At 64.7% G+C, this 12,530-nt stretch carries 17 protein-coding genes; 9 read left to right on the top strand and 8 right to left on the bottom strand.

The window, feature by feature from the left end:
• Positions 1–134: 134 nt before the first annotated feature.
• On the bottom strand, positions 135–1,310 hold the full coding sequence (locus tag SAS01S_RS03375) for a GGDEF domain-containing protein (protein WP_169804894.1): 1,176 nt from the start codon (positions 1,308–1,310) through the stop codon (positions 135–137).
• A gap of 145 nt (positions 1,311–1,455) precedes the next feature.
• Here SAS01S_RS03375 and SAS01S_RS03370 point away from each other — a divergent pair, with 145 nt between their 5' ends.
• Positions 1,456–2,310, top strand: coding sequence for a TolB family protein (locus tag SAS01S_RS03370; RefSeq protein ID WP_218016242.1), 855 nt, complete (start codon positions 1,456–1,458; stop codon positions 2,308–2,310).
• Positions 2,311–2,342: 32 nt separating this feature from the next.
• Here the strand turns inward: SAS01S_RS03370 and SAS01S_RS03365 are convergent, their stop codons facing one another.
• The 4 genes from SAS01S_RS03365 to SAS01S_RS03350 all read right to left on the bottom strand — a co-directional run bounded on the left by SAS01S_RS03365 (position 2,343) and on the right by SAS01S_RS03350 (position 5,411).
• Positions 2,343–3,155, bottom strand: coding sequence for an inositol monophosphatase family protein (locus SAS01S_RS03365; RefSeq protein WP_066804800.1), 813 nt, complete (start codon positions 3,153–3,155; stop codon positions 2,343–2,345).
• A 224-nt stretch (positions 3,156–3,379) separates the two neighbouring features.
• The gene (gene efp / locus SAS01S_RS03360) at positions 3,380–3,943 is read right to left on the bottom strand and encodes an elongation factor P (RefSeq protein WP_066804796.1); all 564 of its coding nucleotides are present in this window, start codon (positions 3,941–3,943) and stop codon (positions 3,380–3,382) included.
• A 35-nt stretch (positions 3,944–3,978) separates the two neighbouring features.
• Positions 3,979–4,677 (bottom strand): thiamine phosphate synthase, encoded by a 699-nt coding sequence (thiE, locus tag SAS01S_RS03355; protein ID WP_066804793.1) that lies wholly within the window; start codon positions 4,675–4,677, stop codon positions 3,979–3,981.
• A gap of 50 nt (positions 4,678–4,727) precedes the next feature.
• Positions 4,728–5,411 carry an O-methyltransferase gene (locus tag SAS01S_RS03350; protein ID WP_066804790.1) on the bottom strand — a complete coding sequence of 228 codons (684 nt, stop codon included), beginning with the start codon at positions 5,409–5,411 and terminating at the stop codon, positions 4,728–4,730.
• 149 nt (positions 5,412–5,560) lie between these two features.
• Here SAS01S_RS03350 and SAS01S_RS03345 point away from each other — a divergent pair, with 149 nt between their 5' ends.
• On the top strand, positions 5,561–6,034 hold the full coding sequence (locus tag SAS01S_RS03345; protein ID WP_066804782.1) for an SRPBCC domain-containing protein: 474 nt from the start codon (positions 5,561–5,563) through the stop codon (positions 6,032–6,034).
• A gap of 4 nt (positions 6,035–6,038) precedes the next feature.
• Complete coding sequence (locus SAS01S_RS03340; protein ID WP_066804779.1) at positions 6,039–6,356, top strand: ArsR/SmtB family transcription factor; 318 nt, start codon at positions 6,039–6,041, stop codon at positions 6,354–6,356.
• Between the two features lie 3 nt (positions 6,357–6,359).
• On the opposite strand, the gene SAS01S_RS03335 is transcribed toward SAS01S_RS03340, so the two are convergent.
• Positions 6,360–7,259 carry a fructose bisphosphate aldolase gene (locus SAS01S_RS03335; RefSeq protein WP_066804776.1) on the bottom strand — a complete coding sequence of 300 codons (900 nt, stop codon included), beginning with the start codon at positions 7,257–7,259 and terminating at the stop codon, positions 6,360–6,362.
• 294 nt (positions 7,260–7,553) lie between these two features.
• Between SAS01S_RS03335 and SAS01S_RS03330 the strand changes: the two genes are divergently transcribed.
• Both SAS01S_RS03330 and SAS01S_RS03325 read left to right on the top strand, forming a co-directional pair.
• Positions 7,554–8,009 carry a TlpA family protein disulfide reductase gene (locus SAS01S_RS03330; protein WP_084238456.1) on the top strand — a complete coding sequence of 152 codons (456 nt, stop codon included), beginning with the start codon at positions 7,554–7,556 and terminating at the stop codon, positions 8,007–8,009.
• The gene (locus SAS01S_RS03325; RefSeq protein ID WP_066804773.1) at positions 8,009–8,479 is read left to right on the top strand and encodes a TlpA family protein disulfide reductase; all 471 of its coding nucleotides are present in this window, start codon (positions 8,009–8,011) and stop codon (positions 8,477–8,479) included. Before SAS01S_RS03330 ends, SAS01S_RS03325 begins: the two co-directional genes overlap by 1 nt.
• Here the strand turns inward: SAS01S_RS03325 and SAS01S_RS03320 are convergent.
• Both SAS01S_RS03320 and gap read right to left on the bottom strand, forming a co-directional pair.
• Positions 8,476–9,666, bottom strand: a complete 1,191-nt coding sequence (locus tag SAS01S_RS03320; protein WP_066804770.1) for a phosphoglycerate kinase — start codon at positions 9,664–9,666, stop codon at positions 8,476–8,478. The genes SAS01S_RS03325 and SAS01S_RS03320 overlap by 4 nt on opposite strands.
• 138 nt (positions 9,667–9,804) lie before the next feature.
• The gene (gene gap, locus SAS01S_RS03315) at positions 9,805–10,812 is read right to left on the bottom strand and encodes a type I glyceraldehyde-3-phosphate dehydrogenase (RefSeq protein ID WP_066804767.1); all 1,008 of its coding nucleotides are present in this window, start codon (positions 10,810–10,812) and stop codon (positions 9,805–9,807) included.
• Positions 10,813–11,080: 268 nt separating this feature from the next.
• Here gap and SAS01S_RS22730 point away from each other — a divergent pair, with 268 nt between their 5' ends.
• From SAS01S_RS22730 to SAS01S_RS03300, 4 genes are all read left to right on the top strand, one after another.
• Positions 11,081–11,254 carry a hypothetical protein gene (locus tag SAS01S_RS22730; RefSeq protein ID WP_169804179.1) on the top strand — a complete coding sequence of 58 codons (174 nt, stop codon included), beginning with the start codon at positions 11,081–11,083 and terminating at the stop codon, positions 11,252–11,254.
• A complete protein-coding gene (locus tag SAS01S_RS03310; RefSeq protein WP_066590022.1) occupies positions 11,247–11,555 on the top strand; it encodes a cell division protein ZapA in 309 nt (102 codons plus the stop codon). Before SAS01S_RS22730 ends, SAS01S_RS03310 begins: the two co-directional genes overlap by 8 nt.
• Before the next feature lie 180 nt (positions 11,556–11,735).
• A complete protein-coding gene (locus SAS01S_RS03305; protein ID WP_066804764.1) occupies positions 11,736–12,278 on the top strand; it encodes a 5-formyltetrahydrofolate cyclo-ligase in 543 nt (180 codons plus the stop codon).
• On the top strand, positions 12,275–12,499 hold the full coding sequence (locus SAS01S_RS03300) for a DUF2842 domain-containing protein (RefSeq protein ID WP_066804761.1): 225 nt from the start codon (positions 12,275–12,277) through the stop codon (positions 12,497–12,499). The genes SAS01S_RS03305 and SAS01S_RS03300 overlap by 4 nt, the downstream gene beginning before the upstream one ends.
• Positions 12,500–12,530 lie beyond the last annotated feature (31 nt).

Here is a 12,530-nt window from a genome sequence, read left to right as displayed (position 1 = left end):
GACCACCCAGTCAGGATATGTTATGGGCGGTCGGTGGGGGCGCGGGGGGAGCGGGCCAAGGTTCCGGCGACGCGAAGCGTCGTTGGAATGGCTACGGAGGGCGGTGCCGCAACCAGCGAAGCTGGCAAGAACTCTCAGGCGGCGGCGGCGACGCTGTCGATGGCGGCGAGCTCGTAACGGTTTCGTCCCGCCATTTTCGCACGATATAGCGCAGCGTCGGCGGCAATGGTCAGTTCGTGGACCGAGCGGCCCGGCGCCGGATGAATTGCCGCGACTCCCAGGCTGATCGTGACCTTTTCGGGGAGCGCGAAGCCGGCATCGCTACTGCACGTCGCGACCATCACGCGGACCCGCTCCGCGATCGAGGCCGCGCCCGCGCGGTCGACCCCGGGCAGGATCAGCATGAATTCCTCACCGCCATGGCGGGCAGCAAGATCGATCGGTCCGCGAAGACCTGCCTGAAGCATCTCGGCAACCGCCTTGAGGCAGCGATCGCCTTCGCTATGACCGTGCGCGTCATTGAAGCGCTTGAAGTGATCGACATCGATCGCAACCACTGCGAGCGGCCCGCCCGATCGCAGCCCCCGCTCCCACTCGTCGGCCAGGCGGCTGTCGCGCTGGCGGCGATTGGCCAGCCCGGTCAGCGGATCGGTGCGGCTGACGCGTTCTAGCGCGTCGCATGCCTGCTCGAGTGCCTTTCCGCGCTCGCCGAGCGATTCGACCAGCGCCTGGTTGGCGGCAGCGAGCTTGTGCGCCTGGAGCACCTGGCCGGCGAGCCGGCGACTGGTACTCAACAGGACGATTGTCATCACCGCCGCGGCGGCGCCCAACAGCCAGTGACCGGGACGGCTCCCGACAAGGAATCCCCACGTCGCCGCGATCATCACCGGCAACTCGAAGGCGGCATACATCGGCCAATAAGCGACATGGACGATCGACAAGGTCAGACCGCTGAGCGACACGCAGACCGCGAACATGACCTCATTGTCGGTGCCGGTTGCGGCAATCAGCCCGAGGGCCGCGCCCCAGACAACGCCCGAGGCGGCGGAGAATCCTATCAGCGAGGCTGCCCAGCGGCGTGGCGGAATATGGCTGAACCGCCCCGATTGATACGCCGCCGCGACAACGCCCCGGGCGCCGATGACGAGCGCGCTCACCGCGACCCAGAGGGTGAGCCACAGCCCCCCGCCTTTTTGCCAGAACAACCCTGCCATCATCGCCGACCCGAGCAGGTCCATGCCGATCATCGGATAGGCGATCGAATAGATCGCGTCGATCCTGGCCTTCAGGAACAAATCTTCCCTAGACATGGATGGCGCCGTCGATCCCATCACGCACGCATAGTCATGGCATCGTTAAAGCCGGGTTATGGATGGGCGCCCTCGCTTGCGCGGCGGCACCATGTTATCGCGGTTATCGCGGAAAATGACCGGAATGGGCATGGAGACCGGCACGGTGAAGACAGCTCTCGTCGCGTCTGCAATGGTCCTGATCGGCGGGACGGCTCCTTCGGCGCCGATCGCATGGCAGCCGCCGCGCGTGTCGTCGGATCAGTTCGAGGCCTATGCCGCGTTCGACCCGATGAACGGAGACTTATGGTTCGTCCGCTCGAAACCCGATTTCACCGGCTGGCGGATCAAGGTCAGCCGATGCGGGCGCGACGGTTGGCAAGAACCCGTCGATGCACCGATCGCGGGCGATGGTGTCGAGGCCGATCCGATATTCGCCGATCACGGCCGCAGCTTATGGTTCATCTCGAACCGTTCGACCGACGGTATCAAGCGATCCGACATGGACATCTGGCGGGTATCGCGCGGCCGCGACGGCAAATGGGGGACACCCGAACGCCTGCCCGCCCCGATCAATTCGACTGCGCAGGAATGGTTTCCGCGTTTCGCGCCCGACGGGTGGCTCTATTTCGGGTCGGCGCGTCATGGCGGCTTGGGCAAGACCGATATTTGGCGCGCGCGCCGGGATCGCGGCGGCAAATGGATCGTCGAAAATGCCGGCCCCGCGGTCAACAGCGCTTCCGACGAATATGAGCCTTTGATTTCGCCCGACGGCAAGACGATGCTGCTCGGTACCGGCGACGGCTATTATGTCAGCAAATGGACGCCTCGCGGCTGGTCGGCGCGGGCGAAGCTTGGCGCCGAAATCAACCTAAACGGCAGCGAGACGGGAGCGACCTATTCGCCGACCGGCAAATCGTGGCTGTTCGCGCGTGACGCGAAGGACGGCAAATCGGGTGAATTCTTCCTGGCGGGAAAACGCGAGGCGAACTGGCCGCCGACCTGTCCCACCAGGAATTGATCGGAATAGCGGCAGCGCCGCTTGGCAGCGCATCAGCGCAACGCGCTCGCGATCAGTTTGTGCAGCTTCGAATGGAGCACATCGTTCGCGGCGAGAAACTCATTGCGCTCCATCGTGCGGTCGCCGCCTCGGAAATCGGTGACGAAGCCGCCGGCTTCCTTGACCAGCAACACGCCCGCTGCGACGTCCCAGGGCTGGAGGTCGGATTCCCAGAACCCGTCGAACCGTCCCGCCGCGACCCAGGAGAGATCGAGCGCGGCCGAGCCGAGCCGACGAATGCCGGCGACTTCAGGCGCCACAGCGCCGAAGATGCGGCTCCACTGCGCGAAATTGCCATGGCCCAGGAATGGGATGCCGGTCGCGATCAGCGCATCCGGCAGATCGCGTCGCGACGAGACGCGCAACCGGGCATCCTGCAACCAGGCGCCCTTGCCCTTTTCCGCCCAGAAGCTCTCGTCGGTCAGCGGCTGATAGACCAAAGCAGTCGTGATCTCGCGCTTGCCATTCGCCATCGGCTCCTCGACCGCGATCGAGATCGCGAAATGCGGAATGCCGTGGAGGAAGTTGGTGGTGCCGTCGAGCGGATCGATAATGAAGCGAGGCTTGTTCGGATCGCCGGCGATCTCGCCGCCTTCCTCGGCCAGGATCGACCAGTCAGGCCGCGCCCTGCGCAGTTCCTCGACCAGTGTCTCCTCGGCACGCTTGTCGGCCATCGACACAAAATCGGCCGGCCCCTTGCGGCTGACCTGGAGGTGCTGAACCTCGTTGAAGTCGCGGCGCAGGCGCGGCGCCGCCTTGCGCGCGGCGCGCTCGATGACGGTGAAAATGCCGGAATGGGAAGGCAATCTATCGCTCCAAAATCACCCCTCTCCCGCTTGCGGGAGAGGAAGGGGCCCGCCGCCGGAGGCGGTGGGAAGGTGAGGGTCTTCTTTCTTCTGTCTCGGCACATGCTCGGAAGAAAGGAGACCCTCACCAGCATCGGGTGAATAGCACCCCGTGCTATTCAGGTCATGCTCGGAGCATGACCGACCCGATGCCCTCTCCCGCAAACGGGAGAGAGCTAATTCATTCAGTCTGCCCGACGCACGTAAGTCTGCTCGTACACATCGACCACGATCCGGGTTCCCGCGGCGATATGCGGCGGGACCATGATGCGGACGCCATTGTCGAGGATCGCCGGCTTGAAGCTCGACGACGCCGTCTGGCCCTTCACCACCGCATCGGCCTCGACGATCGTCGCCTCGATCGTGTCGGGCAGCTGGACGCTGATCGGATCTTCGTCGTGGAGCTCCATCACCACGTCCATGCCGTCCTGCAGGAACGCTGCGGCGTCGCCCAGCAGGTCGCGCGGCAAGGTGCTCTGCTCGTATGTAATCTTGTCCATGAATGTCAGCGTGTCGCCCTCGGCGAACAGGAACTGGAAGTCCTTGGTATCGAGGCGGACGCGCTCGACGGTTTCGGCGGAGCGGAAGCGGACATTGTTCTTGCGGCCGTCGCGCAAGTTCTTCAGCTCGACCTGCATGTATGCGCCACCCTTGCCGGGTTGGGTGTGCTGAATCTTGACGGCGCGCCAGATGCCGCCTTCATATTCGATGATATTGCCGGGACGAATGTCCACGCCGCTGATCTTCATGCGATGTACCTGCTGGAAAGAGCGAAACCGCGCCTTTAGCCAGCCGGCCCCGATCCGGCAAGCACCGCGCCGAATGCGCGCACCGCTTCGGCCTCGTCGCCGGACCACACCGCGCTCGAGACCGCGAGGAAATCGGCGCCCGCCGCCACCAGCGGCGCGGCGTTTGCGGGCGTAATCCCGCCGATCGCGACGCAGGGTAATTCGAACAGCGCCGACCACCAACTGAGGATCACCGGCTCGGGGCGATGCTTCACGTCCTTGGTCGTGGTCGGATAGAACGCGCCGAACGCGACATAGTCCGCGCCCGCATCCCCCGCTTCCATCGCCAGATGGCGGCTGTCGTGGCACGTCACGCCGATCTGGACATCCGGCCCGAGCACCGACCGCGCCTCGCGCGGATCGCCGTCCTCCTGGCCAAGATGGACGCCGTCGGCGCCGAGCCGTTTCGCCAGCGAGACGCTGTCGTTGACGATGAAGGCCACTTCGCGATCGGCGCAGATGCGCTGGAGCGGCTCGGCTAGCCGGGCAGCCTCATGCTGGTCGACGTCCTTCACGCGAAGCTGAAACGCCGCCACCGGCCCGGCGTCGAGCGAGCGCGCCAGCCGATCGGGAAACACGCCGCCGACATTGAGCGGTGAGATCAGGTATAACTGGCAAGGCGGGCGCCGCACGTCGCGTTTGAACGAGGCGGCAAAATTGGGGTCGAGCGGGCCGAGCGGGTCTTCAGTGTCCATCCGCCGCCCCTAGGACCTGTCCCGTTTACCGGCAACCACCCCCCTTCGTCCTAATCGACCACAGCAATCAGGAAGCCGTCCCACTTCTTGACTCCGACCGTCTGGACCGCGGTGGCGGTCAGCCGCTTCTCCGCTCCCACCGCGTCGAACAGGTCTCGTGTCCCGCGGATCCGCTCGTCTCCGCTCGCTTCGTCCAGCACCCCGCCCTCGCGGATCACGTTGTCGACCACGATCGTCGTGCCGGGCCGCGACATCGCGAGCGCGGCGCGGATATAAGCGGGGTTGTTCTGCTTGTCGGCATCGATGAATACGAAGTCGAACAGACCCTCGCGCGCTGCGATCATCGCCTGGAGCGAGTCGAGCGCCGGGCCGGTACGGATATCAACGCAATCGCCCAACCCCGCTTTCGCAACGTTGCTGCGCGCAACATCCGCGTGATGTAGGTCAATCTCCAGCGAGATCAGCTTGCCGCCCGCGGGCAGCGCGCGGGCCAGTTCGATCGTCGAATAGCCACCAAGCGTCCCTATTTCGAGAATGCGCAGCGCACCCGCCATCCGAGCGAACAGATGGAGCATCCGCCCCTGCGCCGGCGACACATCGATATCCGGCAACCCGCCGGCCGCATTGGCGGCGAGCGCTGCCGAAAGCGCGGAGTCGTCGCCGAGCAGGTGCTCGACGATATAGGCGTCGACGGCGCTCCAGCCCGGATTTTGCTCTCCTACTCGCTCGACCATGGCAATCCTCCCGACTGAGGCAGCGCTTGTCGCGCAGCGCCCTTTTCTCCCTCGGCCGTGCTGCGTCAATCCGACAATAGTGAAGTCACGACTTGACTAATTATCGACATGCGAATATTGAAGTAACGACTTCACTAAAGGAGTGAGTTATGCCGGACGGACATGTCACCCACGCGACCTTCACGATCGAGCGCAGCTACAAGGCGGACCCCGCCAAGGTGTTCGAAGCGCTCAGCGACCCCGCCATCAAGCGTCGATGGTATGCGGCGAACGATCAATCCGAACTTGTCGCCTTCGAGAGCGACTTCCGCCCAGGGGGTGCGCAACATCTCGGCTACAGATTTGGCGACACCAGCCCTTTTCCCGGCGTGTCGCTAACCGACGACGGCATTTTCCAGGCGATCGTCCCGGGTAGTCGGATCGTTACCACCAGCATGATGGCGATTGGGGGCGCGCCGATGTCGGTGTCGCTGACGACGTTCGAGCTTATCCCCAATGGCGAGGGCACCGATCTGCTCTGCACCAATCAGGTCGCCTTCTTCGAAAATGCCGACGGGCCGGTGATGCGCGAGCATGGCTGGCGAGTGCTGCTCGACAAATTGGGTGAGGTGATCGAAGGCTGAGCGGGTGACACCCGATCTCGACCGATTGTTCCAGGCCCTGGGGGACCCGACCCGCCGCGCGATCGTCGATCGCCTGGCGGAGGGGCCGGCATCGGTTTCTCGGCTCGCCGGGCCGCTGGGCGTCACGGTGACCGCGATCGCCCAGCATTTGCAGGTGCTCGAGCAATGCGGCGTGGTGCGCACCGAAAAGGTCGGGCGCGTGCGGACGGCATCTTTGGTGCCCAACGGCCTGACGCCGGTCGAACGCTGGGCGCGCGACCGGCGATCGATGCTCGAAAAACGGCTCGATCGTCTCGCCGATATCCTCGGCGAAGGCGATTAGGGCCTAGGCCGCGACTTTGTCGACCGACGCGTCGTAAATCTCGTCGATCGCCTCGGCCAGCGCGCGGTCGAATTCCTCATCGCTCATCTGCTGGCGCAAATCCTCGAGCAGCGCGCGGCTGAAGCTCGCGATAATGCCCTGGTTCTTCGCCAGTTCGACGCAGGCTTCGGTGCGGTTGAACCCGCCCGACAGCGCGACGACATGCAGCACGCGCGGATGCTCGACCAGCGGCAGGAACAGGCCCGGCTTGGCCGGCAGCGACAGTTTGAGCATCACCTTGTCCTCGCCCGGCATGGTGTCGAGCGCCTTGAGAATCTCGTCGAGCAGGATCGCATCGGCCTCCGCACGCTCCGGGCTCTTGATGTTCACCTCGGGCTCGATGATCGGCATCAGGCCATGGCTCAGCACTTGCCGCGCCACCTCGAACTGCTGCGCGACGATCGCGGCGATGCCCTCACGATTGCCGAGATTGACGACTGACCGCTCCTTGGTCCCGAACATGCCAAGCCCGCGCGCGCGGTCGAGCAAAGCGTCGAGGCCTGGCATCGGCTTCATCAGTTGGACACCATTGGCCTCGGCTTCCAGCCCCTTGTCGATCTTGATGAACGGGACGACGCCGCGATCGTGCAGCGCCTGGGGCACCGGTTGTCCGTTCGCCTGGCCGTCCATCGTGCGCTCGAACAGGATGGCTGCGATCACCTTGCCATTCGCGAAAGCCGGCGCGGTAATGATCCGCACGCGCATCTGGTGGATCAGGTCGAACATCTCTTCGTCGCTCAACCACGAGCCTTCCTCGATGCCATAGCCCTTGAGCGCCTTGGGGGTCGACCCACCGCTCTGGTCGAGCGCGGCGATGAAGCCGTGTCCGGCGGCAATCTTGGCAGTCATATCGGCGGTCTGCATGGTCGTTTCCCGTCTCTGCATACGTATGTGTGGCGGCTGTTAGACAGCGTCCGCCGCGTCCGCAATGGGGCCAAGGCAAGTGAAGCCGGTTAGAATGATCGCAGGCCCGAAGGCCATTCCTCAATCGCTCCGGCGCAATTGTCCCTTTTTGGAAGCCTCTCCCCCGGTTGACCTGCTGTTGCAACGGGATCACTCTGATACAGGGCAATATGTTCGGGGGGCGTCGTGGGTATTTTCGGAAAGGTGGTCAGATGCGTGGTCGTGGGTGCAGCGCTTGTATCCGCAACCGTTGGAATGCCGGTCGCGGCGGGCGACAAGGTGACGATCGGTCAACCGGCGCCCGATTTCACACTTACTCTCGTCGACGGCACCAAGATCACTCGCGATCAATTGCGCGGACAGGTCGTCATCCTCAATTTCTGGGCGACCTGGTGCGTGCCGTGCCGGGCCGAGCTGCCGACCCTCGATACCTATTACAATATGCGGAAGGATGCGGGTCTGCGCGTCTTTGCGGTAACGACCGAAGATTCGCTGCCGGCTTATCAGCTCAAGCAGCTCTTTCAGGTCATGCACATTTCGCCGGTCAGGAAGATCAAAGGGCCGTATGACACGATCGGCGATGCTGTGCCGACCAACATCATCATCGGCCGCGATGGCCGCATCCGCTATGCCAAAGCAGCAGCGTTCGATCTCGACAGCTTGAATGCGATCCTCGTGCCGCTGCTGCGCGAACCGATGCCCACGAGCTGATGGCGTTCGTCCGCGCCCTTTGCGCGTTGGCCGCCGCCGCGGCGATCAGCCTGCCGGCAGTCGCGGGCGCGCCCGGATTGCCGGGGCAGATGACGCTGACCGGTGGACAACGCATGACGCTCGGCGACCTGCGCGGCCGCGTCGTGGTGATCAATTATTGGGCGAGCTGGTGCGTGCCCTGCCGGGCCGAAATCCCTCTCCTAGCCCGCTATTACCGCCAGCATCTGTCGCAGGGTCTGGTCGTGATCGGCATTTCGGTCGATCCCGGCGCGAATGGCCAGGGTCAGGCCACCGCCACGTCGATCCCCTACCCCCAGGCGACCTCGGTCGCGGGAGCCGATATCGCGGTGTCGGCAGTGCCGATGAGCTATGTGATCGATCGCCACGGCCGCGTCCGCTATGAGAAAGCGGCGGCCTTTACCGCGAAGCGCCTCGACGCCGTCGTCCGTCCGCTACTTGCCGAGCGTTAAGAGTTTAGCGCCTTAACGCCTGGAAGTTCCTTGCCTTCCATCCATTCGAGAAAGGCTCCGCCCGCGGTCGACACAAAGGTCATGTCGTCGGCGACACCTGCCTGGTTGAGCGCGGCTACGGTATCGCCCCCTCCCGCCACTGACACCAGCGAGCCTTCGCGCGTCAGCGCCGCGACTGTCTTCGCCAACGTCATCGTCGCCACATCGAACGGCGGTGTCTCAAACGCGCCGAGCGGGCCATTCCACACCAAGGTGCGGCAATTCTTGAGCACATCGCCCAGCGCCTCGGTCGCGGCCGGACCGATGTCGAGGATCATCTCGTCGCTCGCGACCTCATGGACGTTGACCGTGCGGGTCTCGGGATTCGGCCTGAATTCTCTCGCGACCACCACATCATAGGGCAGATGGATCGTGCAGCCGGCCGCTTCGGCGACGTCGAAAATCTCTTCCGCCGTGCCAGTCAGATCGTGCTCGGCCAGGCTCTTGCCGACATCGACGCCGCGCGCGGCGAGGAAGGTATTGGCCATGCCGCCGCCGATGATCAGATGATCGACCTTGGTGACCAGATGCTTGAGCACATCGAGCTTGCTCGACACCTTGGCGCCGCCGACCACTGCCGCGACGGGATGCTCGGGATCGCCGAGCGCCTTGTCGAGCGCGTCGAGTTCGGCTTCCATCTGCCGCCCCGCGAACGACGGCAGGCGATGCGCCAGCCCTTCAGTCGAAGCATGCGCGCGGTGCGCGGCCGAGAAGGCATCGTTGACATACAGGTCGCCGAGCGCTGCCAGCCGCTCGATCGTCTCGGGCGCGTTCTTCTCTTCACCCGGATCGAACCGCGTATTCTCCAGGATCGCTACATCGCCGTCCTTCAGCGTCGCGATAGCCTCAGCCGCGCCCTCATCGTCGATGAAGCGAACAGGACGGCCGAGCACGTGTTCGAAGGGCCGCGTAACGAGCGCCAGGCTCATCTCCGGGTTACGCTGCCCCTTGGGACGCCCGAAATGCGCCAGGATCAGGACTTTGGCGCCCTTGTCGGCGAGTTCGGCGACAGTCGGCACAGCGGCACGCAACCGGGTGTCGTCGGTGACTTGGCCATCGGCCATCGGCACGTTGAGATCCTCACGGACCAGCACCCGCTTGCCCGCGATGTCGCCCATGTCATCGAGCGTTTTGAAGTTGCGTGCCATGTCACACTCCTGTCGGCAAACTCCCCTCCCGCATGGGGGAGGGGTTGGGGGGAGGGGCTGTTGGGCTGGGCGTCGCCCCTCAACTCGGAACGACACGCCCTCCCACAACCCCTCCCGTGAACGGGAGGGGTTGTGGGCTTAGATCAACGCTGCCATCGCCTTGGCGGTGTCGACCATGCGGTTGGAGAAGCCCCATTCATTGTCGTACCAGCTGAGGACGCGAACCAGCTTGCCTTCAAGCACTGCGGTTTCGAGGCTGTCGACGGTCGACGACGCCGGCGAGCCCATCAGGTCGATCGAGACAAGCGGCTCGTCGGTATAATCGAGCACGCCCTTGAGCTTGCCTTGCGACGCTGCCTTGAGCGCCGCGTTGATCTCTTCCTTGGTCACGTCGCGCTTGGGCGTGAAGGTCAGGTCGATCAGCGACACGTCGGGAACCGGCACGCGGATCGCCGAACCGTCCAGCTTGCCCTTCAGTTCGGGCAGCACCTCGGCGACGGCGCGCGCGGCACCGGTGGTGGTCGGGATCATCGACATCCCCGCCGCGCGCGCGCGGCGCAGGTCGGAATGGATCTGGTCGAGGATCTTCTGGTCGTTGGTATAAGCGTGGACCGTGGTCATCAGGCCGCGCTCGATGCCGAATTCGTCGTTCAGCACCTTGGCGACCGGCGCCAGGCAATTGGTCGTGCACGAGGCGTTCGACACGATATTATGATCGGCGGTCAGCTTGTCGTGGTTGACGCCATAAACGACAGTCAGGTCGACATTCTTGCCTGGCGCCGAGATCAGCACCTTCTTGGCGCCGGCATCGATATGCTTCTGGCAAGCGTCACGGTCGGTGAAGAAGCCGGTGCATTCGAGCACCAGATCGACGCCCAATTCCTTGTGCGGCAGGTTCGCCGGATCGCGCTCTGCGGTGACGCGGATGCGCTTGCCGTCGATCACCATGTCCTGGCCTTCGGCATGGACTTCGCCCGGCCATTTGCCGTGGACCGAGTCGCGTTTGAACAGCCAGGCATTGGCCTTGGCATCGCCGAGATCGTTGATCGCCACCAGGTCGAGACCGGTATCGCCCTGCGCGAGCATCGCGCGCGCCACCAGACGCCCAATCCGCCCGAACCCGTTGATCGCTACCTTCACTGCCATGTTGTTTCGCTCCTCGAGCTGCTGATGCCGGCACGCGCGAATGGGGCCGGTCGGTCGCGGCTGCCTTTGGGGATGCCGACGCGGCGCGTCAACTGTCGGGGCCGGGTATTTGCTCCCGGATCGGCCGCAATGCCGTCGATCGCAACGTCGTCGATCAGTCCCCATGCGGTCCGAAGCGCTGACTTGAGGCGACCCCCGGCAGCGAGCCCGAGCCCTTTGCGCGGCGAAACGATCTTGTCGCGTCCCCTCGCCGTGCTATCTCCCCCCGATGGCAGACGCTTCCCCGACCGATCGGATCGACGCCGCGCTCGCCCGCATCGAACGCGCCGTCGCGGCGCGCGACAGGAGCGCGCAGGACCTGAAGACACGACACGAATCGCTGCGCGCCCGCGTCGGCGAAGCGATCGCCGCGCTAGATGCGCTGGGGGCGCGAAATGGCTGAGGTCACGCTGACGATCGGCGACCGCCGACACAACGTCGCTTGCCGCGACGGCGAGGAAGCCCAGCTTCGCCGATTGGGAGAAATGCTTGACCAACGCTGGGCGATGGCCAACCGCGCGTCCGGCGGCCTCAATGCCGAACGCACCATGCTGCTGATTGCGCTGATGCTCGCCGATAATCTCGATCAGGCGGAAAACCGTCCCTCGGCGGACGGCGGTCCGAGTCCCGCTTTTCTCAACCGCCTCGCCGATCGTCTGGAAGCGCTTGCCGAGACCCTTGAGAAACCGGCACCGAGCGCCTAGATTCATGGTCGGCGGGTACTGCCCGATACGAGCCTTTATTATCCCTGAGGCTATTCATCATCCAAGGGGGCTGTCCCTGCCCGGACCCTGGTCCGACGTATATGGTCCCCACCTGACGTACCGTGCGTCAGAGGATAACCCGGCAAACGGTCCACGGTGGTCCCGCCACTCCACCGAAACATGAAGAGCAAACAGGCATTGCGGGCGCGCCTCCGCGCCGCGCGCGACGCCTTTGTCGCCGGCAAGCCGTCGCCGATCGCGGTGCCAGACGCCTTCCGCATGTGGCTCGACCGCGGCCTGACCGTCACCTCCTATGTCCCGATCGGCAGCGAAGCCGACCCCTCGCGGCTCGCGCGCGCCGCGGTCGAGGCGGGATGCGTGCTGGCCCTCCCCCATGTCACGGTGCGCAGCGAACCGATGCGCTTCCTGGCGTGGGAAACAGAAGCGGCGCTCGAGGCCGGCCCGTTCGGTCTAAGCCAGCCATCGGCGCTCGCCGCCGAATTGCGCCCCGACATCATCCTGACGCCGATGCTCGCCTTCGACGCGAAGCTCGATCGACTGGGCCAGGGCGCAGGCTATTATGACGGTGCCTTCGCGCGCTTTCCCGACGCCAGGCGCGTCGGCGTCGCCTGGAGCGTCCAGCAGATCGAAGACTTGCCGGTCGATCCATGGGATATGAGGCTCCACGCCGTCGTTACCGAACAGGGATGGATTACAATATGAACCCGCCACCGACACCGCGCTGGCAAAAGCCGGTGGGCATGCTCGCCATCCTGGCGCTGATCGCGATCTGGTGCATCGCCGTCGTCAGCCTGTCGCCCTGGGTGGGACGCTGGCCGGCATTGGCGCAATTGCTGTTCTACGTCGTGACCGGGATCGTCTGGCTCTGGCTGCTGCCGATGCGGCGCATGCTGCGCTGGATGGAAACAGGGCGCTGGCGCTAGCGACGATCATTTATATCTTGGAAGTCCACGC

The organism is Sphingomonas asaccharolytica NBRC 15499, assembly GCF_001598355.1.
GTDB lineage: Bacteria > Pseudomonadota > Alphaproteobacteria > Sphingomonadales > Sphingomonadaceae > Sphingomonas > Sphingomonas asaccharolytica.
The sequence above is the reverse complement of the archived record's forward strand: the minus strand, read 5'-3'. Positions and strand labels throughout refer to the sequence as shown.